This is a genomic window from Pseudomonas sp. BJa5 (assembly GCF_030272875.2).
In the GTDB taxonomy this organism is placed as follows: Bacteria; Pseudomonadota; Gammaproteobacteria; order Pseudomonadales; family Pseudomonadaceae; genus Aquipseudomonas.
In genome coordinates this window covers 43,279-69,754 of sequence record NZ_JALRNG020000037.1, presented here as the reverse complement: position 1 = coordinate 69,754, position 26,476 = coordinate 43,279, and the positions used below count along the sequence as shown (strand labels likewise).

The window sequence follows — 26,476 nt, the reverse complement described above, 5'->3', positions numbered from 1 at the left end:
CCGCAGATCGCCGGCACCGTGCCGGCGCGGGTCAGCAGCACGCGGGCCAACGACCCTTACGGCCACATCGACCTGCACGGCCGCTACAAGGTGCGCTTTCTGTTCGACCGCGACAGCTGGCGGTTGGGCGAAGAGAGCCTGTGGCTGCGCCTGGCACGGCCTTACGCCGGAGACACTCACGGCCTGCACCTGCCGCTGCTGGCCGGCACCGAAGTGGCGGTGGCCTTCGAACAGGGCGACCCGGACCGCCCCTACATCGCCCACGCCCTGCACGACGACCAGCACCCGGACCACGTCAACCTGCGCAACTACAAGCGCAACGTGCTACGCACCCCGGCCAACAACAAGCTGCGCCTGGATGACACCCGGGGGCAGGAGCACATCAAGCTCAGTACCGAGCACAGTGGCAAGAGCCAGTTGAACCTCGGGCATCTGGTCGATGGCCAAAAGCAGAAGCGTGGTGAAGGCTTTGAGCTGCGCAGCGATGGTTGGGGCGCGCTCCGGGCGGGCAAGGGTTTGTTCATCAGTGCTGATGGACAACCCAAGGCCCAGGGCCAAGTACTCGATATGAGCAGTGCGATAGCCCAGCTGAACAGTGCCCTGGAGCTTGTGGCAACCCTGGCACAGAGCGCCGCGGCATCGGGTGCGCTAGCGGCCGATGTTCAATCACAGCAAGCGCTCAAATCAATGCTTGCGGGTCTCGCCGATGCAGGGCTGGTAGCCTCCGCGCCTGCCGGCATCGCACAGACCACGCCAGGTAATCTGCAGCTATCGAGCGGGCAGACCCTGACCGCTACCGCAGGCGACAGCGCCGATTTCAGCGTCTTAAAACGCTTCAGCGTGGCAGCAGGCCAGGCCATTAGCCTGTTTGCCCAGAAGCTGGGGTTGAAACTCTTCGCGGCCCGCGGCCCGGTGGAGATCCAGGCGCAAAGCGATGCCATGACCTTGCAGGCCGAAAAGGCGCTGACGCTCAACAGCATCAATGGAGAATTACTCCTCAATGCCCAGCACGGCATCACTCTGGTCAGCCGTGGGGCCTACATCAAGCTCAAGGACGGTTCGATCGAATTCGGCGCGCCGGGGCAGATCGGCATCCGCAACGACCATATCACCTGGGGCGGGGCGGCCTCGCTGGACACGGCGCTTGTCCCCATGACCCTGCAGGACCCCGTGTACCAATACCCCACCCAGGGACGTTTCCAGGTGCTTGACCAGGTGAGCCAGGCGCCCAAACCCCATGTCGCCTATCGCCTGGAAGCCGGCGATGGCAGCGTCGTGCGCGGCGTCACCGACGAGAACGGCTACAGCCAGCCTCACCACGGCATACAAGCCCAGAACATCAGGTTGTTTTTTGAATGAGCAAGGAGAGCGCGAGCATGTCCGACACCGAGAAACCGGCGGGTGAAGGCCGGACGTCCAGGCAGGGCGCCGTCACGCAGGTCCTTCACCAGTCCGTGCAGTGCTATTTCCGCCCCGATACGGAGGAACTGGTGTTTGTCGCCGATGACCAGGCTGGCGCGTTCGAGCAGCACTGGCAGGGGATGCTGGTGGACATGGATGACTATCACCAGGCCAATGCTGGTTACACCAGCGCCCTGCAGCGCTACACCCAGGCGTATGCCCAGCCCGGGGGTTCAGCCCTGGCCATCGAGGCACAACTGATGGCCGTCATCACGGCTGAAGATCAGCTGGAGAAGCAGCGAACGGCGCTGCAGGAAAAGCTCGGCACGTTCTCGATGGCGGGCATGAGCTATGACGACGTGGTCGAGTTGCTGCCCATCGGCGATACCCGCAACACGGGCAAGGCACAGGGCAAGAAAGGCAAGGGTAAGCAGCCGGTAGGCCGGCGCTATGTCTACGTGAAAAAGGGCTACTACGACAACAGCCAGAAAAGCAAAGGCCTGCGCAATGTGTCGCTCAAGTCCCGCGACAAGCAAGGCGCGATGGAGAGTATCTACAGCCGCGACAAGCAGGGTCGGGTGCGGATCGACGGCGACAAACTCAAGAAGCAACTGACGACGCTGAAGACACCGGCACTGAAACTGGAACTCAAGGACCTGGCCCGCTGGACCGGGATGGAAGAACAGCTCGATAGCCTGAACAGCGAAGGCACAGTCGACTGGAAGCCGTTCGGGTATGAACTCTTCGGCTGGGCCGAAACCTGGAACGAAAGCCTGCAGACTGAACACGCCGTCAATGACAACGTCGACGTCTCGGCCGCTGCCCAGTTCATGCGCTACGCCAGCAACGTCGGCGCCAGCGCCGAGTACGACCCGCGCACGGGGCAGGCTGCCTTGAAGGGCGAAGGGAAGGCCAGCTTCACCGTGGCATCGGGCACTGCCGAACGAGAAACCTTTGTACCGGATAAGCTCGGCTGGTCACTGGCCTACACCACTTCGAAAGGCCAGGCGTTCGACCTGGGCATGCTGCGCCTGTGTGTGAGCTCGTCCCTGACCGGCTTCATCGGTGCCTCGGTGATGGTCGAGGGCCAGTTGCAAGTGGTGGTCCAGGGTGACCAGCAAATGATGGCCGGTCAACCCGGTGGACGGCTGCCACGCTTTACCGAGCGCAGAACCACGGGTGCCCGGTTTCATCAGCAGATGAACAGCGAAGACGAGGGGCTGACGCTATCGGCTGAGGCGTTTGCCGGCGCCCGGGTAGAGGGGCAGCTCAAGGGCGCCTTGCAGTGGCTCAAGCCCGCTGCGCCGCCGGATCTGGATGGCAGCCTCGCAGGTGTATTGAAGTCCAGCGGCCAGTTCACCGACTTCTGCAGCATCAGCCCGAACATTGCCGGTATGACGGGCATAGGTGGTGGTGGAAAGTTCCACTGCACCTTTATCAACGGCAAGTTCTGCTTTCATGTGGCCGCCAGTTTGTGTTGGGGCGTGGGGGCCAAGGGTGGGCTGGTTTTGGAGGTGGGGGTTAACAAAATTGCGGAGTTTGGGGCTTGGTTAATTTATCAACTGTATAGACTGGATTATGGTTTTTTAGATTTGATAAAAAGTGATGCTTTTATGGCGTATAGCCAATATTGCGTGCTTCAGGCTATATCTGCGGAGGTTGATTATTATAAGTTTTTTAATAAGATGAAAGAAGGTTCTGATTCTGTTGCTCGCGATTTCAAGAAGGTCGTCACAGTCATTATTGATGAGAATAAAAAGGAACTGGAAGGTTCGAGTCGGCGAAATCAATTGGCTGAAAATGTTAACGGCTGTCCAGAGAGGCTGTTGGGCTATACTCCTGAGGCGAAGGGGATACTACTTTATCTACTAACTCGTCATGGCGTTTGGGATCTTTTTGATCCGGGGAATCGTAGCCCTGGTCTTATTCCCGATATCTATGGGCGGCGCAAGGAAGCTGTGATCCATGTGCTCAGTAGCATTCAGACACGTTCCGAATGGCAAAAAGTCTTGTGTCGCATGACGCCAGACGGAATTAGTATGTCCGATGATAATGACTTAGTTGTTGTCGAGCAGCAGGAGCAGTACTTGATTGGTTTTCTTCAATTGGGCTTCAATCGTGACCAGGGCCTTTATAAAGCAAAGGCAGAATTGGTGGCTATTCGCGAGCGATTGAAGTCGGAGATTTCCTGGGGGCATGCTCTGGCCATGAATTTTACCAGGTACTACCAGCTTAATACTGGTCCTAATCCTCACTATCCACAGTGTTGCGATTTTGGATCTGATGAAGTTTTGGCTTGATTGGCTAGATTCAGGAGGTCGTATGTCTTCCCGGTTTTTTTGTGTTGGGTTGATGGTTGTCTCGGTTTTGGTTGGTTGCGATAACGTCAAATCAGTAAGTGGGGCTGAAGAAAGTGTTGCTCAGGAAGATCTACGTCGGTTCATTGGTGAGGCAATAAGCAATTTTGTTTTCGTTGAGGGCGGTGAGTTTCTGATGGGGGACTATGGTCTGCAGTATGGGTCGGAACGACTGCCTTATGATGCTGATGAAGATAGTAAGCCGTTGCATCGAGTAGAGCTCAGTAACTATTCAGTCGACAAGTTCAAGATTACCAATCGGGCCTATCAGTTTTACTTGAGAAGTAACGGATTGCAGTTGAGAGTTGTAGGTGAGTGGGATGAAAGGGACTGGAGAGATAGAAATACGCCACCGAATACACCTGCACACCTGGACTGGTATGAGGCAGAGCAATACTGCAGCTGGTTGGCACGTGTCAGTAAATTGCCTATTACCTTGCCTACGGAGGCACAATGGGAGTATGCAGCACGCAGCCGAGGCCAATTTTTGATGGTGGCCACGGATGATGGCACCTACAAGGCAACTAATGACCCTGTAACCAGGAATTGGGAGAGCGGCCCCAGGGGGATTAATATTTCCAGTTCGTGGGATCGGGCAGCCTATGCCAAGGAGATGGGATGGAAGACGGGCACCTTTACACCCTTGCCAGTAGATAGGTTTCCTCCTAATCCATTGGGGTTATACGCGATGTCCGATAATGGCCTGGAGTGGGTCAAGGATTGGTACGATCCTGATTATTATAGTTACTCTCCGGTAAAAGATCCGCAAGGGCCTGATGAGCCAGTATTCAAAGGGTTAGCCTCCAATAATAAGCACGCCAAAGTTCTGCGGGGTGTTGCTTATGCTGATCCGACGTGGGGGGGAGGGGTCAATGTTCAGCGAAGCTACATGAATCCGGATGGGTATCGTCAAAGCTTGGGGGTGGATGAAGAGGTTCTTTTCATAACAAATAAAACTGCACGTTGCGTTGTGAATAGTCCGAAGCCCGTTAGTTGAGTGGGGTGGCGACTGGCTCGCCCTCAAAGTGAGTGTTTTTTTGTGAGTGTCTTTTGATTTTTCTTTGTCGATGACGGCTTCACTGTTGCCGTTGGCCAGGAGGTGCTATGAAAGTGTTGTCAGTGATCAAGTATGTATTTTCCACAATCGGTGTCCTGTCGCTGTTAGGCGCAGCCGCCGCCTACAAAAGCTCAAGCGATTTTCTCGATGAAGCCGTGCCTGCGTCAGGTAAGGTTGTGGCATTGGTGAAAAGTAGAAGTAGTGACTCTGTCAGTTTTTATCCGGTCATACAGTTTCTCGACGAAGAGGGCCGCTCTTTCGAGTTCAGGTCCAATGCGGGAAGCAATCCGCCTACCTTTTTAGTCGGCGAAGAAGTCCGGGTGTTGTACGCGGCCGAACATCCTGAAGATGCCAAGGTCGATGCCTTTTTTGCCCTTTGGGGCGTGAGCCTGGTCCTGGCCGTGATCGGAGGCCCCTTCTTATTTATTGGCATGCTTATGGTCACGATCGGTCGGCTGAGAACACGCAAGCACGCCTACTTGCAAAAAAATGGCGTGGCAATCGAAGCGAAGTTTCAGTCCGTCGAGCGCAATTTTCGTCTCTCGGTCAATGGCCGAAACCCTTACCTGATCATGTGCCAGTGGCTCAATCCACAGACTTCGCAAGTACACATGTTCCAAAGCGAGAACATCTGGTTCGATCCTTCCCTCTATATAAAGGACGAATCCATCCGGGTACTCATCGAGCGAAACAACCCCAAGAAATACCATGTCGATATTTCATTCCTTCCCAAGGCCGCGGGTTGATCGCCGTGTCGTGCTCATGGATGTGGAGGCAGTAACGTGACGGTGGACCTGCGTGCCTTACCCGACAAGGTCCAGCTTCCGACGCCCCCGGGCAAGGGGCGCTGGAGCCTGGTGATGCTGCTGATCACCTTGTTGTGCAGCGGCTTGGTGGTGTTGTTCTGGCCTGGCGATCAATCGCGCAATTCGGCCTGGTTCTGGTGCTGCGCGGTGGTTTTTCCCATGCTCTCGGGGGTGCTGGTGTTCGCCTTGCGTCTGCTGGCCTACGAGCGCCAGTACAACTTTGCCCAGGGCTGGAACCAAAGCCACGGGCAGCAGGAACACGCCTTGATCCGCCAGGGCCAGCGTGCCATTGCCGTATTGGCAACGTCGTACTGCTCCCCCGCTGGCAACAACCGCCTGGCCCAGGCCCTGCGTAGCGGCAGCACGCCTTTGCAACCGGTTTATTTACCGCAGCGGTTGACGACCTTGCGCCTGAGCCGGCTGCCTCACCCTATGCAGCAGACCGCGGGGCAATCCGGTGTGCAACGGTTGCAGGGCGTGCTGCAACAGGTAATGCGGGGGTTGGACGAGGACTTGCTGCGGCTCAAGGCTCCGGTACTGGTGCGCATCAGGCACAACCAGCTGTTGACGGACGCCGAGGTGCTGGCGGTGTGGCACTCCTGTGCAAGCGACGACATGGCTGTTGAGCAGGTGATATTCGCAACGCAGGACGACGGCCTGTTCTGGCTGGATACCTGGCTCGACGAGCTCGGGGCGCCCGCACTGTTGTTGTCCATCGAGATCAACTTGTTCGCCGAGCCCGTCGCCGAACAAGCCGAATCGGTTTCAGCGGTGTTGCTCGCGCTCGCTGAGCGGTGTGCCGGGCAGGGGCCAGAACCTTCGGCCTGGATTCATCGCCCCGTATCAATGAGTAGCCAGGCCGGCTCCGTACAGGACGTGCTGTGTTGGGGGCGGATTGAAAACACGACCTCCGAGTTTTTTACTTGGCAGTTGCAGGTGCCCGACGCCTTGCTGAGTGAAATGAACATTGTCATGAGCGGCACCGGCTATCCGCTCGACAGTGAAAAATGCAATCGACTGGACGACTCGTTCGGGTTGCCGGCCAGCGCGGTCGGCAATATCGCCATGATCATCGCCAGCGAGCAGGCAGTGGCTGACAGCCAGCCGCAATTGGTCATGTTGCAGGATGCCACACCGCACTGGTGTGTCGTGCGACCGGCCTGATGATGTGCTGCAAGGAAAAGTGATGAATAAGCAAATCAGTGTCTGGATCCTGGTCTTTTGTCTGTTTGCAGTCGGGGGGCTGCTGATCTGGATCGACAATCCAATCGTTGCATTAGCGGATGAAGTGAGTCGACTGCAATGGACCGCCGGGTTACTGCTGGCGTGTCTGCTTATCTTGCTCCTGGATGGCCTTGGCATAGTCGGGATCAAGAGGCTGGCGGCACTGGAGTTCTTCTCTCGCGTTCAGCAGACATTTTTGCGGCCGCTGCCTGAGCCTGCCAGCAGTGAGCCTGCCAAGGATGCCATCCATCAGCACCTACGCGACCACTACGGCCTTTTCTGGCGCCGCAAAGTCCGCCTGCTGCTGGTCGTCGGCGAACCCGAGCAGATCGCCGCCATCGCCCCCGGCCTGGCCGAGGAAGGGTGGCTCGAAGGCGACAACACCCTGCTGCTGCACGGCGGCAGCCTGCAGGCCGAATTCAGCGCCGACAGCCTCCAGCTGTGGCAGGCACTGAGCCGCTGGTGCGCCCTGGACGGCGTGGTCTGGGCGCTGGACAGCGCCCAGAGCCAGGACGCCACGGCCCTGGCCATCGCTGCCCGGCGCCTGCGCAACCTGGCCAAGGCCCTGCACTGGCACCTGCCGCTGCACCTGTGGCAGGTCTGCGCCAGTACTTGGGAGCAGGCCGGGCGCGCCACCCAGGCGGTGGGTTGCCGCTTGCCGGCGCGCCTCACCTCGGCACAGCTGCAAGAGCAACTGACTCAGCTGCAACAGCCCCTGCGCCAACTGGGCTGGACGCAGGTCAACGGCAACATGGCCCACGACTTTCTCCTGCGCCTGGCCCGCGACCTGCAGGCCGAGAGCATTGGTCGCTGGCAAAAGGCCCTGGCGCCGCTGCTCGGTGAGTTCGCCCGCGGCGTGCCGCTGCGCGGGTTGTGGTTCAGCCTGCCGCTGGCGAAGGTCGCCAGGCATGGGCTCAAGCACCACTGGCCGCAGGACCCGGCCTGGGCCGGGGTACTCGCTGAGCCGGCGCACCCTGGCCGCCGCCTGGGCTGGCCGCTGCCACGCCTCGGCTACGCCCTGGCGCTGGGCCTGGCGGCGCTGTGGGGCGCCGGGATGCTGCTGTCGTTCGCCAGCAACCGCGCGGTCATTCTGCATGTCCAGGACTCGCTGGCGATCCTGGAGCAAACCGCGCCTGCCGGCACTGGACAGGTTCAGGCCCTCCGTGAGCTGGTACGCGAGCTGGACCGCCTGGCCTACCGCCGTCAACACGGCGCGCCCTGGCACCAGCGCTTCGGCCTCGACCAGACCCCGGCGCTGCTCGACAGCCTGTGGCCACGCTATGTCGAGGCCAACCAGCGCCTGCTGCGCGACCCGGCGGTGGCCAGGCTGCAGCGGCAACTGCAGGCCTGGGTCGAACTGCCCGTCGACAGTCCCGCCCGCGCCGAACGCGCCGCCACGGCCTACGACCAGCTCAAGGCCTACCTGATGCTGGCGCAGCCGACCAAGGCCGACGCGGCGTTCCTGGTCAAGACCCTGGGTGCCGAGCAACCGGCGCTGTGGCAGTTCTACGGCGAACAGCTGGCGGCGAACCCGGCCTGGGCCATCGAAGCCGATGCGGCGCTGGTCGCCCAGGTCCGCCAGGCGCTGCTCGGCCAGCTCGGCCAACGCAATGCCGAGGCCAGCCTGTACCAGCAGGTGCTCGACCAGGTCGGCCCGCAGTACCCGGCCCTGGGCCTGGCACAACTGGTCGGCGACACCGAGGCCCAGCGGCTGTTCAGTGCACGCGCCAGCGTGCCGGGGGTGTTCACCCGCCAGGCCTGGGAAGGCCAGGTGCGCGCGGCGATCGAGACCATCGCCAGCGCCCGCCGCGAGCAGATCGACTGGGTGCTCAGCGACAACCCCGGCGACATCGCCGCCACCCTGAGCCCCGAGCAACTGCGCGAACGCCTGACCGCCCGCTACTTCGAGGACTACTCCAACGCCTGGCTGGACTTTCTCAACAGCCTGCGCTGGCAGCCGGCCGCGAGCCTGGCCGAGGTGATCGAGCAGTTGACCCTGATGAGCGATGCGCGCCAGTCGCCGCTGATCGCGCTGATGAACAGCCTGGCCTACCAGGGCCAGGCCGGCAGCCGCGGCCAGGCCCTGGCCGACTCACTGCTGGCGTCGGCGCGCCAGCTGGTCGGCGAGGACAGCTCGGTGCTGATGGAGTCGTTACCCGCCGGCCCCTTGGCGCCCACCTTCGGCCCGTTGCTGAGCCTGCTGGGCAAGGATGCCGAGGTCCGGAACAGCGCCGACAGCCTCAGCCTGCACAGCTTCCTCACCCGGGTGACCAGCGTGCGCCTGAAACTGCAGCAGGTGAGCAACGCCAGCGACCCCCAGGCGATGACCCAGGCCCTGGCGCAGACGGTGTTCCAGGGCAAGGGCGTGGACCTCACCGACACCCGCGACTACGGCAGCCTGATCGCCGCCAGCCTCGGCGCGCAGTGGGGCGGGGTAGGCCAGACGCTGTTCGTCCAGCCCTTGGAGCAGGCCTGGCAGCGGGTGCTGCAGCCGTCGGCGGCGGGCCTCAATCGCCAGTGGCAACGCGCGATCGTCAGCGACTGGCAGGGCGCGTTCACCGGCCGCTACCCGTTCGCCGCCACCGGCAGCGATGCCTCGCTGCCGATGCTCGGGCAGATGATCCGCGCCGACGCCGGGCGTATCGAGCAGTTCCTCCAGCGCGAGCTGGGCGGGGTGCTGCGCAAGGAAGGCAGCCGCTGGCTGGCCGACCCGCGGCACAGCCAGGGGCTGCGCTTCGAGCCGCGGTTTCTGGCGGCGATCAACCAGCTCAGCCAACTGGCCGACGTGCTCTACACCGACGGCGGCATGGGCCTGAGCTTCGAGCTGAGCGGCAAGCCGGTGCGCGATGTGGTGCAGACCCGCTTCGTCCTCGACGGCCAGGCCCACCATTACTTCAACCAGAAGGAAAGCTGGCAGCGCTTCGCCTGGCCGGGCTTGAGCGACCGGCCGGGCACCAGCCTGACCTGGACCAGCGTGGACAGCGGTGAGCGGCTGTTCGGCGACTACCAGGGCACCTGGGGCCTGATCCGCTGGCTGGAGCAGGCCCAGGTGACGCCGCTGGACGATGGCGACAGCCGCTACCGCCTGGTGCTCAAAGCCCCCGACGGCCTGGGCCTGACCTGGCACCTGCGCACCGAGCTGGGGGCCGGGCCGCTGGCGCTGCTCAAGCTGCGTGGCTTCACGCTTCCGCCACGGATCTTCATGGAGGAGGGGGGGGCGGTGCCCGCTTATGCGTACAACGGGAGCCATGAATGAACCTGCAGTCATTGATCGAAACTTGCCTGGGCGACCGGGATCCACTGGCGCTTGCCCGTGACCAGGGGCAACGCTGGGAGGCTTGGTTGCAGCCCATCAGCGAGCATGAGCCCGTGGGGCAGGACCCAGGCTACAACGACGATTTCCAGCGCATGCGCGCGGAGGTCAACAAGCTTTCCGGAGCGGACACCGAGCGGGTCGTGCAACTGGCCCAGCAGTTGCTCAGCCAGACCTGCAAGGACCTGCGGGTGGTCACCTATTACCTCTGGGCGCGTTTGCACAGGGACGGCGAAGCCGGTCTCGCCGATGGGCTCAACCTGCTGGCCGCACTGATCGAGCGTTATCCGGCCACGGTACTGCCGACCCGGCCCAACGGCCGCAAGGCAGCCCTGGAGTGGCTGGCCAGCGCCAAGGTACTCGATTGCCTGTCGCGTTTTCCGCAAGTAGTGAAGGTCGAAGCGCAATGTACGGTCGCGGCACTGGCCTGGCTGGAGCACGGTCTTGCTGCCTGGCCGCAGGACCAGCGCCCGAGCCTGGGCGGACTGTGCAGTGCGCTGTCCATACGCCTGACGCAAAGTGGCGGTGTCGACGCGGTGGTACCGCAGACCAGTGCCAGTCAGGTATCGAGTGTTCACGTCGCCGGCCCGAGTGTCGCGGCCATCCAGTCCGGACGCGACCTGCTGGACGCCGGTCGATTGATGGCCGGCTACCTGCGCGAACAGCCCGAGGGCTGGCTGGCGGCACACCGTTTGATGAAAAGCCTGCGCTGGGACACGGTGCACCAGCCCCCGCCGCAGGATGCCAACGGCATCACCCGTCTGGCACCGCCGCGCAGCGAATACCGGGCGCAACTCAAGCGCTTGTACCTGCAACAGCGCTGGGATGAACTGCTTGTTCAGGTAGAGAAGGTCTTTGCCGAGGGCGTGAACCACTTCTGGCTGGACCTGCAATGGTACCTGCATCAGGCACTGGGCAAGCAACCCGCGCCGGCAGGCAGCTGGGCGGATATCGTCGAACGCGACCTGGGCATGTTCCTCGAGCGCCTGCCAGGCCTGGAGCTGCAGAGCTGGAGCGACGCAAGCCCGTTCGCCGAGCCGACCACCCGCGAGTGGATCACCCAGCAGGTCAGCGCCAATCGCTCCGCGCAGTGGTTGGCTGCGCCGGCGATTGCACCTGCCTCGGCGGACAGCGAAATCCTCGCCCTGGAAGACGAAGCCCTGGCGCAGGCCGACAGCGAAGGGGTCGAGCGGGCGCTGGGCTGGCTCGCCGCGCGCCCCGAGGTGCGCAGCGGACGCCAACGTTGGCTGCTGCGCCTGCTGATGGCGCGGGTCGCCGAGCAATACGGCAAGAGCGAACTTGCCGTCCACCTGCTCGACGACCTTGAGGTCACTGCCCGGCGCCAGGCTATGACCGAGTGGGAGCCAGCGCTTGATTTTGAGGTCAAGGCGCGCCTGCTGAAGCTGCTGCGCCTGAGGTCGCAACGCAACGATGTCGACAAGCCTGCGCTGGCTCGGCGAATGGACGCCCTGCTGGCCGGACTGGTAGCCATCGACCCTGTACGCGCCGCCGTGCTGTGCGGCTAAACCCGAGTGACCAGGATTTTCACTGTGAACACCGACAATCTGACCCTGCGCTATTTCGATGCCGAGATGCGCTATCTGCGCGAGGCGGGCAAGGAGTTTGCTCAAGCCTTCCCTGACCGTGCCGCCCAACTGAACCTGGATCGCCCCGGGGCGGACGACCCTTATGTCGAGCGCTTGTTCGAGGGTTTTGCCTTTCTGATGGGACGGCTGCGCGAGAAACTCGACGACGACCTGCCGGAGTTGACCGAAGGCCTGGTCAGCCTGCTGTGGCCCCATTACCTGCGCACCATCCCGTCGCTGGCGATCATCGAGTTGCAACCGGAGCTGGCGCAGATGAAGTGCGATATGGTGATTGCCAAGGGCTTCGAGGTGTTGTCGCATCCCATCGGGCCGCGCCAGACCCGTTGTCGTTACACCACCACCCAGGACCTGAAGCTGCAGCCCCTGGCGCTGGAGTCGGTGCGACTTGACCACGAGCCCGATGGACGTTCGTTACTGCGCTTGCGCTTTGCCTGCGGGCCGTTGAGTGACTGGAGCCAGGTCGACCTCAGCGCCCTGACGCTTTACCTCAACGCCGACGCCGCGCTGGCCAGTGCGTTGCACCAGGCGCTGACGTTGAACACGCAGACGATATACCTGAGGCTGCCTGGGCAAGACGGTCGCCGCGCACTGCACGCACGCTTCGTGCCCAAGGGTTTTGCCGACGAGGACCGACTGTGGCCCAAGGGCGACAGCGCCTTCAGTGGCTACCAACTACTGCTGGAGTACTTCACCTTTCGCGAGAAGTTCATGTTCGTGAGCCTGTGCGGGCTGGAGCAGATGACGCCCGAGGCAGGTACCCCCTGGTTCGAGCTCGAGGTGGTGTTCGACACGGCATGGCCCCATGGGTTTGTACCCGGTACCGAACACCTTCGCCTGCATGCCGTGCCGGTGATCAATCTGTTCCCCCTGGAAGCCGACCCGCTGAGCACCGACCCATTGCAGAGCGATTACCTGCTCCGGCCGATGCGCCTGCAGGACGGCCATACCGAGATCTACTCGGTGGACCAGGTCACCGCCTCGGAAGATGAGGTGCGCCACGAATACGTGCCCTTTACCAGTTTTCGCCACAAGGGCGGCATGCTGCGTGACCAGGCGCCGGAGCGTTACTTCCATACGCGCCTGCGCCGGGGTGCCAATGGTTTGCACGATACCTGGTTGATCCTGGGCGGGGAGGGCTTCGACAAGCAGGCGCTGGCGGGCAAGGGCGAGAAGTTGTCATTGTGCTTGACCGGCACCAATGGCCAGCTACCGCGCAAGGCGCTGCAAAGCACCTTGCTGGAGACCCAGGTGCACACCAGCCAGGTCAATCTGCGGGTGCGCAACCTCTGTGCGCCGACCTTGCCCTGTTATCCACCCAGCCGGGATCGCTTTCACTGGCGGGTGCTCAGTCACCTGGGCTCGAACTTCCTGCCCATGCTCGATAACGCCGAAGTGCTACGCGGCACCCTGGCGCTGTACGACTGGAAGGGCAGTGAACTCAACCGTCGGCGCCTGGAGGCCATCGTCGAGGTCAAGCATCACCTGATCCAGCGTTTCGAAAAAGGCTTCCTGCTGCGCGGGGTGGACATCGAGGTCACCCTGGATGCCAATGGCTTCTGCGGTGAGGGTGACATCAGTCTGTTTGGCGAGATGCTCAATCGCTTCTTCGCCCTGTACGCCGATATCCATCTGTTCAATCAGCTCACCCTGATCCTGCAACCGACCGGCAAGTGCCTGCAATGGCGTGAGAATCACAGCCAGCGAGTGCCCGGATGAAGGTCGACGACGTATTGCAAGCGCTGCGAGGGCGGGTGAGCGAAGCCAATCTGTTTCGCTTTTGCCAGTTGCTGGAGCAAATGATGCCCGACCATTCACCCCTGGGCAGCAGCACACACCCGGCTGATGATCCGGTGCGCTTTCGGCCTCACCCTGGCATGGGGTTTCCGGCTGGCGAGCTGAAGGCCATTGAAATGGGCCGGCATCCGGCCACGGTACGGACCCGTTTGCTTGGGCTGTATGGGGTCGATTCACCCTTGCCGACGGCCTACCTGGACGACATTGCCCAACGTCGGGAGGGGCACCAGGCGCTCGAAGCCTTTCTGGATATATTCAATCACAGGATCTTTACCCAGTTTTACCGCATCTGGCGCAAGTACTCGTATCCCGCCACGTTCCAGGCAGGCGGCGGCGATGCGACTTCCCAGTGCCTGCTGGGGCTTGTCGGTCTGGGCATTCCAGGGACCGGCGAGCGGATCGCCACGCCAATGTCACGCTTTCTGGCATTGCTCGGCGTTATGCGGCTACCGACGCGCAATGCCGAAGGTATCGCGGCCCTGGTCAAACTCTTGGCCCCCAAAACCCGGACCGTAGTCACCGCGCACTGGCCACGAAAAATCATCCTGGCGCAGCCGGCCGGTCTGTCCCGCCGCCATCCGACCGGCCTGGCGCAACGTGTCCCGTTAGGGCGGGTCGGCCATGACGCCAACAGTGAGCTGCACCTGGAGCTGTTCACCGAGGATCAGGAGGAAGCGCGCGGTTGGTTGCCCGCAGGCGCATTGCACAGCGACCTGCTGGTGTTGCTTCGGGTGTACCTGGGGTGGCGTTGTACCGCCAGGCTGCAATTGTCGCTCCCGGTGCACAGCCTTCCACCCGCTGTGTTGGGGCAGGCCCCGGTGCTGTTGGGCATGACCGCTGTGCTGGGGTTGGGAAATGCCCCCAGGCAGGCGGCTCGGCGCGACACCCTCACCATCAACCTCGGCCGTTACAGCGGCCTGCAGAGCAACCCTCGGATCAGGGAGATACATCATGTGGCGTACGGTTTCTAATGCAGTGTGGCTGGTCGCGCTGGCGGCATTGCTCGGCGGCTGCGGTCTGACCCAGACCCTGACCGACAGCAGCACATCCACAGCCCGGGCCATTTTCTACACACAGGTCAAAACGCTTCATCTGGATTTCAGTGGGCGGGCAGCCACGAACAGGGACGTGACGGATATGAGCGACCTGTCAGTGCCGACCATGGTGCGTATCTATCAATTGCGCGAGCGCAAGGCCATGGAGCGGGCGACCTACGACGACCTGTTGCACAGTGGCAACAGGGTGCTGGGCGCCGACCTGCTGGATGAACGGGCCGTGGTGGTCAAACCCGGTGAAGGTGCTCAGATGAGCATACCCCTGGATTCGGGCGCAGCGTTCGTCACGGTGGTAGCGTTGTTTCGAACGCCCGACTCAGACCAGGACACCTGGCGCCTGACCCTGAGCCGCAACGACCTCGATCCGGACCGGCCGCGAGTGATCGAGCTGAGCGAGGATCGCCTGGCCCTACGCCCCAGGAATAGGGAGCAGACGAAGTGAATCCATCGCTTTATGAAGTGCTCCTGCAAAATTTCGACGGTGAACTGGCGCTCGATCAGGTCGCCGAAGAGGACCAATTGACCTTGTCGGTGCTGGATAATCTGCAACGCATCCTCAACAGCCGCGCCGGCACGCTCAGCCACCTGCCGGACTACGGTCTGCCTGACATGGGCATGGTCCTGCAGGGGCTTCCCGCCACGGCGCACCGGCTGATGCACACCCTGGTCGATACCCTGCTCAGGTACGAGCCACGCCTGGCAGCGGTGAGTGTTGACCTGCTGGCGCAAGCACAGCCTGGCCACCTTGAATATCGCCTCGATGTGCAACTCACAGGCGGTGAGCGAATGTCGTTTGCTACGACGCTGGCACCCGAGGGCAATGTACTGGTGCGTCACCTGAAGCGACAGCAGTACTTGTCGAAGTCGTGAACCTGAAAGGGAAGTGGGCTGGATGACGGCACTATTTGAGATGCATCTTCGAATCGGCGGCGATCCCGGCGGTTACAGGGAGTTCACCCTGTTGCGTAGCGAACTTGCCAAACTGGGCCACCCGGCCTGCCCGGACGTCGACTGGCTGCGGGTGGAGCAACTGTGCCTGGCATTGTTCGACAAGAATGGGGCGGAGTTGCAGACAGCCGCTGCATTCGTGTTGGCGCGAAGCCAACGCCATGGCCTGGAGGGCATGACCGAGGGCGTGGCCCTGCTGGAAACGCTTGGCAACGAGTGGGCGCGGCTATGGCCGTCGAGATCGGCGGATCGCCTGGACATCCTGTTCTGGCTGTTCGCGCAAATGCAGTCACTGGTGCGTACCCTGGATCTGAAGCCGGACAGTCTGCCTGCACTCATGGGACTGGGCAGCGCACTTGAGTACCTGGGCACGCTGCTGGAGCGCCAGGTGCGAACCCCGATGCTTTCGTTGCAGACGTTGCGTCAACAGGTCGCAATTCTTGTGCAGCGCCTTGAGTTGTCGCACAGCCCCACGGCGACAGTGCTGGCGTCGGTCAGGGGAGAAGCATCGACACCCGTGACGCCGATCATGGTCGTTACGCCCCCGCGTACTGCCGACTTGCCGATGTTTCGCCTTGCAAGCCGACGAAGGCCCTGGGGTTTGTGGTTGCTTGCAGTGGCCAGCTGTCTGGCCCTGGCTGGTTGGGCGGGCTGGCAGTACCTGCTGAGCGGCCAGGACCGCGTACGGGGGGTGCCTGAGCCCGTGCGCTTGAGCAGCCTGCGCCTGTTCGATGCCGGCAGTGCCGAGTTCAAGGCCGGGTCCACCAAGGCGCTGGTCAATGCCCTGGCCGACATCAAGTTTCAGCCAGGCCGGATGATCGTTATCTCCGGACACACCGATGCCAGCGGAGCCCCGGACAAGAACCTCCGACTGTCGCAGGACCGGGCCCTGGCAGTACGCGAGTGGATACAGCGCATGGGCGACATTCCCGACAGTTGTTTTGTAGTGCAGGGCTTGGCCGCCAGTCAGCCGATTGCCAGCAACGAGAGTGAGCAGGGGCGGTCGGTCAACCGTCGGGTCGACATACAATTGCTACCGGTGCCGGGGGCTTGCGGCTAGTCGACGAACACCCGCGAAAACCCGTGCGTTTCGCCAAAGCTTGAGTACAATCATCGGCTTTTCCCCGGGCCCTGTCTGTGCCCGGTTCCTGGGTTGTGGAAGGCCTTCATGCTAATCGGTAGTTACTCCTCTTCGCTGGTGTTGATTTCACTGTGCGTGGCCATCCTTGCCTCCTATACCGCGCTCGACCTGACCGGACGCATCGCCACCGCCAAGGGCCGGGCGGTGTACCTGTGGATCGGCGGTGGCGCGCTGGCCATGGGCTTTGGCATCTGGTCGATGCACTTTATCGGCATGCTCGCCTTCAGCCTGCCGATCCCCCTGGGCTATGACCTGGGCCTGACCTTGTTGTCGCTGCTGATCGCCGGCCTGTCGTCGGGGTTTGCCCTGTGGCTGGTGAGCCAGCCGAGCCTGCCCTGGACGCAACTGGGCCTGGGGGCGCTGATCATGGGCGCTGGCATCAGCAGCATGCATTACACCGGCATGGCCGCGCTGTTGATGACGCCGGGCATCGACTACGACCCGACCTTGTTCGGCCTGTCGCTGGTGATCGCCGTGGGCGCTTCGGCGGCGGCCTTGTGGATCGCCTTCCGGCTGCGCCAGCAGACCCTCTATGTCCGCCAGATCCGCGGTGCGGCGGCGGTGGTGATGGGTTTTGCGATTGTCGGCATGCACTACACCGGCATGGCGGCGGCGAACTTTCCCGAAGGCAGCTTCTGCGGCGCATTGGTCAATGGCCTGAGCGGCAACGGCCTGGATTACCTGGTGCTGATCACCACCCTGGCGGTGCTGGCGGTGGCGCTGCTGACCTCGGTGCTCGATGCCCGCCTGGAAGCGCGCACCGCCGAGCTTGCCCGCTCGCTGACCCTGGCCAACCAGGAGCTGACCCAGTTGGCCCTGCACGACACCCTGACCGGCTTGCCCAACCGTACGCTGCTGGCCGACCGTATCGACCAGGCCATCGCCAAGGTCACGGCGCAGGGCGGCTGTTTTGCGCTGATGTTCATCGATCTGGATGGCTTCAAGCCGGTCAACGATGCCTTCGGCCACCATATGGGCGACCTGCTGCTCAAGGAGGTCGCCCAGCGCCTGCGCGGCCACCTGCACAACCAGGACACCCTGGCGCGTATCGGCGGCGATGAGTTCGTGCTGCTGGTGGAGTTGCAGGATGCCGACGATGCGGTGAGCGTCGCGGCCAAGCAGGTCAATCTGATTTCCCGGACTTTCCGCGTGGCCGAGCAGAACCTGCAGATTTCCGCGAGCATCGGTATCGTGCTCTACCCAGGCAACGGCCAGGACCAGCACGAGTTGCTGCGCAATGCCGATGCGGCGATGTACCACGCCAAGAGCGCCGGCAAGAACGGCTACAGCTTCTTCGATGTGTCGATGAACAGCAACGCGCGCCTGCAACTGCAACTGCTGCAAGACTTGCGCACCGCGCTGGACCAGCGCCAGTTCCGCTTGTTCTACCAGCCCAAGTTCGACGCCCGGCATTGCCAGCCCATCGGCGCCGAGGCGCTGCTGCGCTGGGAGCACCCGCAGCATGGTCTGCTGCTGCCGGATCGCTTTATCGTGCTGGCGGAAAAGACCGGGTTGATCATCCCCATCGGCGAGTGGGTGCTGGACGAAGCCTGCCGGCAGATGCGTGCCTGGATCGACCAGGGCTACAGCGACTGGCGCATGGCGGTCAATCTCTCGGCCATCCAGTTCTGCCATGCCGGGCTGGTCGACAGCGTCGCCCGGGTGTTGGCTCGTCACCAGTTGCCGGCCAACAGCCTGACCCTGGAGATCACCGAAACCACGGCCATGCACGATGCCGATGCCAGCCTCGAGGTCTTGCAGAAGCTCTCGGACATGGGCGTCGACCTGTCCATCGACGATTTCGGCACCGGCTATTCGAGCCTGATGTACCTCAAGCGCCTGCCGGCCAACGAGCTGAAGATCGACCGTGGTTTTGTCCGCGACCTGGAGCAGGACAGCGATGACGCGGCGATCGTCTCGGCCATCGTCGCCCTGGGCCAGGCGCTGGGCTTGCGGATTGTCGCCGAAGGGGTGGAAACCGACCGTCAGCAGAACTTCCTCACGCGCCTGGGTTGCGATTCGTTGCAGGGGTATCTGCTCGGTCAGCCGATGCCGGCCGAGCGCTTCATCGTCGATATCGAGCGGGCCCGCGAAAGCCTGGCGGTGGACTGAAACCTTCAGCCTGCGGCGCGCAGGTGGCAGGACGGCTCGAACGCCTCGAGTTCCGCCTCGACCGCTTCGATGATGCGTTCGACATCGGCGGCGGGCATGAGCGTGGCGCAGGGGATGCCGGCGACGGCCAGCAGGGTTTCACCGGTGGCCCGGTCGAACAGGCGCGCGATCATGCTGCGCGGCGCGTCCATGCTGGCCTCGAACCCCAGCGGATGAAAGTGCCAGCGCATCATCTGGCAGGCGCTGGGAAATGTCAGTTTGTTCATGCCAGCCTCCTTGTAGGGTGAACAACAGGTGGGCGGATCGAGGTGCGCAACAGGTCCCCGGGGACCCTGGAGAGCCCCCTAACCATAGCACCGCTGACACCAGTGTCTGCCCGTGATGATGACGGTTTGTCGATTCCTTGAAGCAGGGCCTGGTGCTGTGCGGCAACCTCATGGCCAACGCTGGAAAACGGCAAACGTTTGCCGGCAATATTTCACCGCGGCGGCGCTGGGCGTTCTGCTATTTTTACCGGCAGTCGGCTAGGATGCCCGCCTGGGTAACTTTCAGACCAATGGCGCCCAGGCTCAGTCAAGGAGACCGTCATGCGTTATTCCGCGCTCACCCAACGTATCGCCGGTGACGGCGCCGCTGCCTGGGATATTCACTACCGCGCCGTCGAGTTGCAGGATCAGGGGCGGGAGATCTTCCTGCTGTCGATCGGCGACCCGGACTTCGACACGCCGAAGGTTATTGTCGACGCCGCCATCGACAGCCTGCACGCCGGCCGTACCCACTACGCCGATATCCGCGGCAGCCTGGGCCTGCGCCGGGCCATTGCCCGCCACCACACTCGTCACAGCGGCCAGCCGGTCGACCCGCAGGAGGTGGTGGTGCTGGCCGGGGCGCAGTGCGCCTTGTATGGCGTGGCCCAGTGCCTGTTCGACCCCGGTGACGAGGTGATCGTCGCCGAGCCCATGTACGTCACCTACGAGGCGGTGTTCGGCGCCTGTGGTGCGCGGGTAGTGCCGGTGGCGGTCAAGCCCGAGCAGGGCTTTCGCGTCGACCCGGCGGATGTGGCGGCGCTGGTGACGCCACGCACCCGGGCGCTGCTGTTCAACAGCCCGCACAATCCCACTGGCGCCAGCTTGCCCAGGTCCACCTGGGAGCGCTTGGCGCGGCTGTGCATCGAGCATGACCTGTGGCTGATCAGCGATGAGGTCTACAGTGAGCTGCTGTATGAAGGCGAGCATTTCAGCCCGGCCAGCCTGCCGGGCATGGCCGAACGCACGGCGACCATCAACAGTTTGTCCAAGTCCCACGCCATGTCGGGCTGGCGGGTTGGCTGGGTGATCGGCCCGCAGGCGCTGGGCGATCACTTGAGCAACCTGGCCTTGTGCATGCTCTACGGCCTGCCGGACTTCGTCCAGGACGCCGCCCAGCTGGCACTGGAGCAGGACCTGCCAGAGGTGCGGCAGATGCGCCAGACCTACCGCGAACGCCGCGACCGGGTCTGCGCAAGCCTGGCCCATTGCCCGGGCGTGCGCGTGCACAAGCCCGATGGCGGCATGTTCGTGATGATCGATATCCGCGAGACCGGCCTGGGTGCCCAGGCGTTTGCCGAGCGCCTGCTGGAGGAGCACGGCGTGTCGGTGCTGGCCGGCGATGCCTTCGGCCCCAGTGCGGCCGGGCACCTGCGCTTTGGCCTGGTGCTCGACAGCGAGCGCCTGGTCGAGGCCTGCCGACGCATCGCCCGGTGTGCCATGCAGGTGCTCGAAGGCCAGACTTCAGTTGATCAGGGTTGCGGCCAGGTTGATGGTAAAGCCCAGAATCGCGGTATTGAAGATAAAGCCTACCAGTGAGTGGGCCAGCACCACCCGGCGCATCTCGCGTCCGGCGACGCCCACGTCCGAGGTCTGTACCGCCACGCTCAAGGTGAACGAGAAGTAGTGAAAGTCCCAGTAGTCGGGGTGACGTTCACCGTCGGTAAAACGCAGCAGCGGCGTATGTTCCCGGGCGGTGTAGAACAGGTGGGCGTAGTGCAGGCTGAAAATGGTGCCGATCAGCAACCAGGAGCCGGCGACGGTGAACCCGGTATAGGCATAGCGCAACGGCCCCGCGCCGTCGCCCACCAGTTGCAGGATCACCGCGGCCAGGCTGGCGATCGCCGCGACGCTGACGGTGAACAACACCAGGCCGGCGTTTTCATCCTCGATACTGGCCACCTGGCTGACCTTTTGCGCGCTGGCGCCCACGGTCAGCCACAGGATCAGCAGCAGGTACAGCCACACGCCGACATTCCAGCCGATCAGCACGTGTTCGACCCAGTCGCTGGCCGGCACCAGCCAGCCGGCCAGCAGGCCGGTGAGGGTGGCGACGGTCAGGCGCGGGTGGCTGCGGGTCAATCGATGAAAAGCCATGGTGCCTCAAGGCCGGGGGTCCTTGTGCAACTTTAGCCTCCAGCCAGCGGCTGACCAGCCAAAAGGGGTGGCCATGATTTTGCCCTCAATCGATTCCAGTGGGGGTGATGAGGTACCATCACGCCCTGTGCCAGGCAAAAATGGCTTGCCAATCAAGGATCTGGTCATGATGCGGGTCACAATGACCTGCTGTGGTCCGAGTCAGAATGAAAGGATGCAGTCATTCTGACCTCAGTTCAGCTCTACAGGATTCCCGGTTTGTCCGATTCACTGCAAAACCCCTTGTTGCAATACCTCGCCCGCCTGGCGCCTTCCAGCCAGCTGACCATGAAGTACATCCTCCAGGACGCCGCCGACCGCCTGGGGTTCGAGGATTGCGACATTGCCGAGGTGCCCTGGCACCAACTCGAACCCGGGCACGTCACTGCGCTGGTGGCGGCCTTGCGGGCCGATGGCTATGCGCCGAACACCTCGTCGCTGTACGTCAATGCCGTACGCGGGGTCATGAATGAAGCCTGGCGCCTGGGCCTGGTCAGCCAGGACCAGCTGTTGCGCATCCGCACGGTCAAGCCGGCCCAGGGCACGCGCCTGCCCAGTGGCCGCAACCTCAAGCGCAGCCTGATTCGCGAACTGATGGATGCCTGCGCCGCCGACCCCCGGCCCCAGGGCCTGCGTGACGCGGCGGTGATCGCCTTGCTGTATGGCACCGGCATGCGCAAGTCCGAGTCGGTCAACCTGAGCCTGGCCCAGGTCGACTTCAGCGAGCGCAGCCTGCAGGTAGTGGGCAAGGGCAACAAGCAGTTGATCAAGTACGCGCCGACCTGGGCCTTCGACAAGCTCAATGCCTGGCTGGCGTTTCGGCGCGAACAGTTGCCCGAGGGCCAGGCTGACGACGACTTCCTGTTCAATCGCATCCGCCGTGGCAGCCATATCACCCGCGAGCGCATCACCAAGCATGCGATCTACTACATTGCCCGCCAGCGGGGGACCCAGGTTGGGGTGAAGATCATGCCCCATGACTTTCGCCGGTCCTTCATTACCCGGGTGATCGAAGAGCATGACCTGTCGATTGCCCAGAAGCTGGCGCATCACACCAACATCCAGACCACGGCCAACTACGACATGCGCGACGACAACGAACGGCGCCGGGCGGTGGATCGCTACGACTACTGACTGTCGCGGCCGTTGCACGGCCGATCGCAGCCTGGCGGCAGCTCCCACAAGTGCCCGGCAATCACTGAACTGCCCCCAAAAGGTTGGATGGGTGTTCTCACTGTGGGAGCTGGCGAAGCCTGCGATCAGCTGGCATCCAGGCCCATCTGCCAGAAGTCGGCCTCCAGGCGCGAGGCCTGGGCGAACACCTTGACCAGTTCCTCGAAGCGCTGTTCGGTCATGGTCCGTGCCGCCAGCGCGTCCAGATGCGCCCGCGCGGCGGTGGCCACGCCCTGGTAGCCGCTGCCGGCATACTCGGCGATCCACTCGCGGTAAGGGTGATCGGCAAGGGCTTCGACGCCGTCGGGACTCAGGTTGCGGCCGATTTCGGCGTAGCCGATCACGCAGGGCGCCAGGGCCACGTGCAGGTCGAGCAGGTCACCGGCGGCGCCGCAGTCGAGCACGAAGCGGGTGTAGGCGACGGTGGCCTGGTGTTCCGGGGTGGCGGCCAGGTCGTCGGCGCAGAGGCCCCAGCGCTCGCACAGGCGCACATGCAGCGCGGTCTCGTCGAGGATCGCCGCCAACCCTGCCTGGGCGGCGCGGATGTCGTCCAGGGTGCGGCTCTTGTAGGCAGCCAGCGCCCAGGAACGGGCGAACTGGATCAGGAACAGGTAGTCCTGTACCAGGTACTTGCGAAAGGCCGGCTGGGCCAGGGTGCCGGCGCCCATCTGGCGCACGAAGGCGTGGTCGACGTAGCTGTTCCAGTCGGCGCTGGCGGCCTGCTTGAGGCGCTCGAAAATATCCATGGGTGATCCTCAGATGTCGTAGGCGGCGTCGAAGAACGCCTGTTCCAGCGCCACGGCGCGCAGGAAGAAGTCGGTGCTGATCTGCTGTTCGCTCGGCCCGACCCGGTCCAGTTCCGCCCGCAGGAAGGCGACGAAGGCCTGGAAGTCCGGGTTGTCGTGCAGGGTGATCCACTCGGCATGCTCGAAGCGCGGCGGCAGTGGCCGGGTCGCGCGCAGGGCCCAGTCCAGGTACAGCCCTTCGGCGACGTTGAGCACCGCCAGTGCCGCCGCGTAGGAACGGCTGGCCGCCGCTTCGCGCATCAGCGCCTTGAAGCCGGCGGTGGGCGCCGAGTCGGGGGCGTCGCGACGTTGCGCGTCACTGACCCCAAGGGCCTCAAAGGCGCGCAGGAAATAGGTGTTCTCTTCACCCGAAATCACCCCGGTGAAGCGGCCCAGGCGAATGCGTGCCTCGAAGGTGTCGGCCGTGGCGATGGCGGCGCCGAGCAGGGTCAGGAAGGCATCGATGAAGCGGTGGTCCTGGATCAGGTAGTTGATCATCACGGCATCATTCACGGTGCCGGCCATCAGTTCGTTGACGAAGCGATGCTCGATGGAGCGGGTCCAGCCCGGTTCGCTCAGCAGGCGAAGGGTATCGGTGAAGCGTTCGGTCATCCAGCTGTCCTCGGCGGAAGGTGACAGCGAGACCGCGAGCGGCAGGCGAGGGCGGCCTCGCAATGAGACCGGCCGATTGTATACAGCAAGTGCGAATGATTGTCACGCCAGCCGCTAGTGGATGCTCGACGCCAGCTCGAAGATCGGCATGTACATCAGGATCACGATAAAGCCGATCAACAGGCCGATGAAGGTCATCAACAGGGGTTCGAACAGGCGCACGAACCATTCGATCCAGCGGCTGATCTCTTCGTCGTAGAAGTCGGCGCTGCGCTCCATCATCTGCCCCAGGTTGCCCGACTGCTCGCCAGCGCGCAGCAGGCGCAGCGACACCGGGGTCACCAGGTGCCCGGCTTCCAGGGCCGCCGACAGCGACAGGCCTTCACGCACCCGCTCGCAGGCCAGCTCCAGGCGCTGGCTGGCCGCAGCCCCCAGCAGGCCACGGGCCATGCCCATGGCGGTCAGGATGGGAATACCGCCTTGCAGGAGGATCCCCAGGGAGCGATAGAAGCGTGCCAGTTCGTACATCACCAGGCGCCGGTGCAAGGCCGGCAGGCGTTCGAGCTGGCGGTTCAGCCAGCGCCGCACCCGCGGATCGCGGCGCAGTAGGAACAGCCCGGCCAGGGTGCCGGCAACGCCCATGGCCAGGGGCGCCTGATGGGCATGCAGGAACATCCCGGCCTGCATCAACAGCCGCGACAACCACGGCAACTCGGTGCCCAGCCCTTCGAACACCAGGCTGAAGCGCGGCACCACATAGCCCAGCAGGAACAGCACCACGCCACCGCCCACCAACAGCAGCAGGAACGGGTAGATCGAGGCACTGATGATTTTCTGCCGTACTTCGTCCATGCGCTGGCGGTAGCTGACATAGCGCCCCAGGGCATCGCCCAGGGCGCCGGTCTTCTCGCTCGATTGCACCAGGGCGACGTACAGCGGCGGGAACACACTGGGCAACTGGGCCAGCGACTGGGAGAAGGACTTGCCTTCATACAGCAGCCGTACCAGTTCACCCAGGGTCTTGCGTGCCTGCGCCGCCGACTCCTTTTCGGCCAGGCTTTCCAGGGCGTCGATCAGCGGCAGGCCGGCGTTGAGCAGGGTGGTCAACTCCTGGCTGAACAGCACCAGGTCGAAGGTTTCGCCACGGCGCCAACGCAAGCGGGCGAAGCGTTCGCAGTTGCGCACGCTGACCACCCGCAAGCCTTGCTGCTCGGCTTGCTGCCGGGCCTGCCCGGCGTCCTGGGCGTCCAGCGTCAGCAGGACCACCCCGGTTTTCCCCAGTGCCTTGAGCTCGAAGCGCATGTGCCATTCCTCCGCTTACTGCCAACTGGTGACCTCGGCGTTCTCGCCTTCGCCGCCGGGCTGGCCGTCCTTGCCCATGGAGAGCAGGTCGTACTCGCCGTTTTCGCCAGGCTGGCGATAGATGTAGTTACGTCCCCACGGATCCTGGGGCACCTTTTTCTGCAGGTAGGGCCCCGACCAGCGGGTCTCGTCGCTGGGGGCGATGACCAGTGCCTGCAAGCCTTGCTCGGAACTGGGGTAATGCCCCACCTCCAGCCGGTACAGGTCAAGGGCCTTGCCCAGGCCTTCGATTTGCGCCCGGGCCACCTTGGCCTCCGAGCGCCCCAACTGGCTGAAGTACTTGGGTGCGACGATCCCCGCGAGCAGACCCAGCACCACCAGCACCACCAGCAGTTCGAGCAGGGTGAATCCCTGTTGTGCGCGTTTCTTGTCGTTCATGCCAAAGGCCCTCCTTCGTGCGCCTGCAAGGCCTTATGCAATTGTTGTGCGCGTCTGCCCCGAGCCTTTGCGCCACGGGCATGGCAAGGCGGCACAGTGCTTGCGTCAGTAGGTCTGCGCCTCGGTGATCGGGGCATATGCCCCACTTTTCGGGGGACGCAACGGGGAGGGCGGTACGATGCGCTGGCTCACTGCGGGAATTTTCTTCTGGCTGGCCTGGACCCAACCGGTCCACGCGGATTTCTACATCTCGATCAAGGCCGATGGCAGCTACGTGCTGACCAACGTCCACCGACCCGGGCGCCACTATGAGCGGGTCATTACTGAACAAGCGGGCGCAAGCCTGGCCGGCACTGGCGAGGCACAGTTGATCACCGGCCTGCCGTACGCCGAACTGGTGGCGGCAGCAGCCAAGGCCAACGACCTGCCGCCAGCGCTGCTGCATGCGGTGATCCACGCCGAGTCGCGCTACAACCCCAATGCCCGCTCACCCAGCGGCGCCGTCGGGCTGATGCAGCTGATGCCGGGCACCGCCCGGGAGATGGGGGTCAAGAATGTCCTGGACCCGCGCGCCAACGTGCAGGGCGGGGCGCGCTACCTCAAACGCATGCTGACCCTGTTCGACAACGACATCACTCTCGCCGTGGCGGCCTATAACGCCGGCCCCGATGCGGTGATGCGTCGTGGGCGGATCGTTCCGCCCTATGCCGAGACCCAGCGTTATGTGCCCAAGGTGTTGCGCCAGTACCGGCGCTTGCAGGGGCTGGCGATGGATGCGCCGTTGTAATTCTTGTGGGAGCGGGCTTGCCCCGCGATTGCGGTCCGTCACTCACATCGCATCGCGGGGCAAGCCCGCTCCCACCTACCCCCAAATGCTGGGGAATTGCGGGGAATGCCCCCCAATTGAGAT

At 63.2% G+C, this 26,476-nt stretch carries 22 protein-coding genes; 16 read left to right on the top strand and 6 right to left on the bottom strand.

The window, feature by feature from the left end; all coding sequences use genetic code 11:
• From M2D63_RS20125 to M2D63_RS20065, 13 genes are all read left to right on the top strand, one after another.
• Positions 1 to 1,359: type VI secretion system Vgr family protein (locus tag M2D63_RS20125; RefSeq protein WP_285864756.1), on the top strand; the 1,359-nt coding region annotated here is incomplete at its 5' end.
• Between the two features lie 17 nt (positions 1,360 to 1,376).
• On the top strand, positions 1,377 to 3,701 hold the full coding sequence (locus M2D63_RS20120; RefSeq protein ID WP_285864755.1) for a hypothetical protein: 2,325 nt from the start codon (positions 1,377 to 1,379) through the stop codon (positions 3,699 to 3,701).
• A gap of 22 nt (positions 3,702 to 3,723) precedes the next feature.
• Positions 3,724 to 4,755 carry an SUMF1/EgtB/PvdO family nonheme iron enzyme gene (locus tag M2D63_RS20115; protein WP_285864754.1) on the top strand — a complete coding sequence of 344 codons (1,032 nt, stop codon included), beginning with the start codon at positions 3,724 to 3,726 and terminating at the stop codon, positions 4,753 to 4,755.
• Between the two features lie 107 nt (positions 4,756 to 4,862).
• Entirely contained in the window at positions 4,863 to 5,561 is a 699-nt protein-coding gene (locus tag M2D63_RS20110) for a DUF3592 domain-containing protein (RefSeq protein WP_285864753.1), read from the top strand.
• 36 nt (positions 5,562 to 5,597) lie between these two features.
• Positions 5,598 to 6,785, top strand: a complete 1,188-nt coding sequence (locus M2D63_RS20105) for a hypothetical protein (RefSeq protein ID WP_285864752.1) — start codon at positions 5,598 to 5,600, stop codon at positions 6,783 to 6,785.
• A gap of 22 nt (positions 6,786 to 6,807) precedes the next feature.
• A complete protein-coding gene (locus tag M2D63_RS20100) occupies positions 6,808 to 10,101 on the top strand; it encodes an ImcF-related family protein (RefSeq protein WP_405310670.1) in 3,294 nt (1,097 codons plus the stop codon).
• Complete coding sequence (tssA, locus tag M2D63_RS20095; protein WP_285864750.1) at positions 10,098 to 11,684, top strand: type VI secretion system protein TssA; 1,587 nt, start codon at positions 10,098 to 10,100, stop codon at positions 11,682 to 11,684. The genes M2D63_RS20100 and tssA overlap by 4 nt, the downstream gene beginning before the upstream one ends.
• 24 nt (positions 11,685 to 11,708) lie before the next feature.
• On the top strand, positions 11,709 to 13,481 hold the full coding sequence (gene tssF / locus M2D63_RS20090; RefSeq protein ID WP_285864748.1) for a type VI secretion system baseplate subunit TssF: 1,773 nt from the start codon (positions 11,709 to 11,711) through the stop codon (positions 13,479 to 13,481).
• Positions 13,478 to 14,530, top strand: coding sequence for a type VI secretion system baseplate subunit TssG (tssG, locus tag M2D63_RS20085; RefSeq protein WP_285864747.1), 1,053 nt, complete (start codon positions 13,478 to 13,480; stop codon positions 14,528 to 14,530). Before tssF ends, tssG begins: the two co-directional genes overlap by 4 nt.
• Positions 14,511 to 15,056: a type VI secretion system lipoprotein TssJ gene (gene tssJ / locus M2D63_RS20080; RefSeq protein ID WP_285864746.1), complete on the top strand. Its 546-nt coding sequence runs from the start codon at positions 14,511 to 14,513 to the stop codon at positions 15,054 to 15,056. The genes tssG and tssJ overlap by 20 nt, the downstream gene beginning before the upstream one ends.
• Positions 15,053 to 15,484, top strand: coding sequence for a type VI secretion system baseplate subunit TssE (tssE, locus tag M2D63_RS20075; RefSeq protein WP_285864745.1), 432 nt, complete (start codon positions 15,053 to 15,055; stop codon positions 15,482 to 15,484). Before tssJ ends, tssE begins: the two co-directional genes overlap by 4 nt.
• 22 nt (positions 15,485 to 15,506) lie before the next feature.
• Positions 15,507 to 16,622 (top strand): OmpA family protein, encoded by a 1,116-nt coding sequence (locus M2D63_RS20070; protein ID WP_285864744.1) that lies wholly within the window; start codon positions 15,507 to 15,509, stop codon positions 16,620 to 16,622.
• A gap of 108 nt (positions 16,623 to 16,730) precedes the next feature.
• Positions 16,731 to 18,815, top strand: a complete 2,085-nt coding sequence (locus M2D63_RS20065) for a bifunctional diguanylate cyclase/phosphodiesterase (RefSeq protein ID WP_285864743.1) — start codon at positions 16,731 to 16,733, stop codon at positions 18,813 to 18,815.
• A gap of 5 nt (positions 18,816 to 18,820) precedes the next feature.
• Here M2D63_RS20065 and M2D63_RS20060 read toward each other — a convergent pair whose 3' ends face one another.
• Entirely contained in the window at positions 18,821 to 19,081 is a 261-nt protein-coding gene (locus tag M2D63_RS20060) for a DUF1652 domain-containing protein (protein ID WP_285864742.1), read from the bottom strand.
• A gap of 321 nt (positions 19,082 to 19,402) precedes the next feature.
• On the opposite strand from M2D63_RS20060, the gene M2D63_RS20055 reads away from it, so the two are divergent.
• Entirely contained in the window at positions 19,403 to 20,659 is a 1,257-nt protein-coding gene (locus M2D63_RS20055) for a pyridoxal phosphate-dependent aminotransferase (RefSeq protein ID WP_285864741.1), read from the top strand.
• Here the strand turns inward: M2D63_RS20055 and M2D63_RS20050 are convergent.
• A complete protein-coding gene (locus M2D63_RS20050; RefSeq protein ID WP_285864740.1) occupies positions 20,585 to 21,217 on the bottom strand; it encodes a DUF1345 domain-containing protein in 633 nt (210 codons plus the stop codon). The genes M2D63_RS20055 and M2D63_RS20050 overlap by 75 nt on opposite strands.
• A 258-nt stretch (positions 21,218 to 21,475) precedes the next feature.
• Here M2D63_RS20050 and xerC point away from each other — a divergent pair, with 258 nt between their 5' ends.
• The gene (gene xerC, locus M2D63_RS20045) at positions 21,476 to 22,390 is read left to right on the top strand and encodes a tyrosine recombinase XerC (RefSeq protein WP_285864739.1); all 915 of its coding nucleotides are present in this window, start codon (positions 21,476 to 21,478) and stop codon (positions 22,388 to 22,390) included.
• Between the two features lie 125 nt (positions 22,391 to 22,515).
• Here xerC and M2D63_RS20040 read toward each other — a convergent pair whose 3' ends face one another.
• The 4 genes from M2D63_RS20040 to gspG form a co-directional block, all read right to left on the bottom strand.
• On the bottom strand, positions 22,516 to 23,175 hold the full coding sequence (locus M2D63_RS20040; protein WP_285864738.1) for a TenA family protein: 660 nt from the start codon (positions 23,173 to 23,175) through the stop codon (positions 22,516 to 22,518).
• 9 nt (positions 23,176 to 23,184) lie between these two features.
• Complete coding sequence (locus M2D63_RS20035; protein WP_285864737.1) at positions 23,185 to 23,826, bottom strand: TenA family protein; 642 nt, start codon at positions 23,824 to 23,826, stop codon at positions 23,185 to 23,187.
• Between the two features lie 114 nt (positions 23,827 to 23,940).
• Complete coding sequence (locus M2D63_RS20030) at positions 23,941 to 25,128, bottom strand: type II secretion system F family protein (RefSeq protein WP_285864736.1); 1,188 nt, start codon at positions 25,126 to 25,128, stop codon at positions 23,941 to 23,943.
• A 15-nt stretch (positions 25,129 to 25,143) separates the two neighbouring features.
• On the bottom strand, positions 25,144 to 25,566 hold the full coding sequence (gspG, locus tag M2D63_RS20025; RefSeq protein WP_285864735.1) for a type II secretion system major pseudopilin GspG: 423 nt from the start codon (positions 25,564 to 25,566) through the stop codon (positions 25,144 to 25,146).
• A 178-nt stretch (positions 25,567 to 25,744) separates the two neighbouring features.
• Between gspG and M2D63_RS20020 the strand changes: the two genes are divergently transcribed.
• Positions 25,745 to 26,353 (top strand): lytic transglycosylase domain-containing protein, encoded by a 609-nt coding sequence (locus tag M2D63_RS20020; protein WP_285864734.1) that lies wholly within the window; start codon positions 25,745 to 25,747, stop codon positions 26,351 to 26,353.
• The last annotated feature ends 123 nt before the right edge of the window (positions 26,354 to 26,476 follow it).

Coding starts and splice junctions, on each gene's coding strand:
- M2D63_RS20115 (WP_285864754.1), top strand. CDS start 3,724: ATGTCTTCCCGGTTTTTTTGTGTTGGGTTGATGGTTGTCTCGGTTTTG.
- gspG (WP_285864735.1), bottom strand. CDS start 25,566: ATGAACGACAAGAAACGCGCACAACAGGGATTCACCCTGCTCGAACTG.
- M2D63_RS20040 (WP_285864738.1), bottom strand. CDS start 23,175: ATGGATATTTTCGAGCGCCTCAAGCAGGCCGCCAGCGCCGACTGGAAC.
- M2D63_RS20070 (WP_285864744.1), top strand. CDS start 15,507: ATGACGGCACTATTTGAGATGCATCTTCGAATCGGCGGCGATCCCGGC.
- M2D63_RS20120 (WP_285864755.1), top strand. CDS start 1,377: ATGTCCGACACCGAGAAACCGGCGGGTGAAGGCCGGACGTCCAGGCAG.
- M2D63_RS20110 (WP_285864753.1), top strand. CDS start 4,863: ATGAAAGTGTTGTCAGTGATCAAGTATGTATTTTCCACAATCGGTGTC.
- M2D63_RS20020 (WP_285864734.1), top strand. CDS start 25,745: ATGCGCTGGCTCACTGCGGGAATTTTCTTCTGGCTGGCCTGGACCCAA.
- M2D63_RS20100 (WP_405310670.1), top strand. CDS start 6,808: ATGAATAAGCAAATCAGTGTCTGGATCCTGGTCTTTTGTCTGTTTGCA.
- M2D63_RS20055 (WP_285864741.1), top strand. CDS start 19,403: ATGCGTTATTCCGCGCTCACCCAACGTATCGCCGGTGACGGCGCCGCT.
- M2D63_RS20065 (WP_285864743.1), top strand. CDS start 16,731: ATGCTAATCGGTAGTTACTCCTCTTCGCTGGTGTTGATTTCACTGTGC.
- M2D63_RS20050 (WP_285864740.1), bottom strand. CDS start 21,217: ATGGCTTTTCATCGATTGACCCGCAGCCACCCGCGCCTGACCGTCGCC.
- M2D63_RS20035 (WP_285864737.1), bottom strand. CDS start 23,826: ATGACCGAACGCTTCACCGATACCCTTCGCCTGCTGAGCGAACCGGGC.
- tssJ (WP_285864746.1), top strand. CDS start 14,511: ATGTGGCGTACGGTTTCTAATGCAGTGTGGCTGGTCGCGCTGGCGGCA.
- M2D63_RS20030 (WP_285864736.1), bottom strand. CDS start 25,128: ATGCGCTTCGAGCTCAAGGCACTGGGGAAAACCGGGGTGGTCCTGCTG.
- tssG (WP_285864747.1), top strand. CDS start 13,478: ATGAAGGTCGACGACGTATTGCAAGCGCTGCGAGGGCGGGTGAGCGAA.
- M2D63_RS20060 (WP_285864742.1), bottom strand. CDS start 19,081: ATGAACAAACTGACATTTCCCAGCGCCTGCCAGATGATGCGCTGGCAC.
- tssA (WP_285864750.1), top strand. CDS start 10,098: ATGAACCTGCAGTCATTGATCGAAACTTGCCTGGGCGACCGGGATCCA.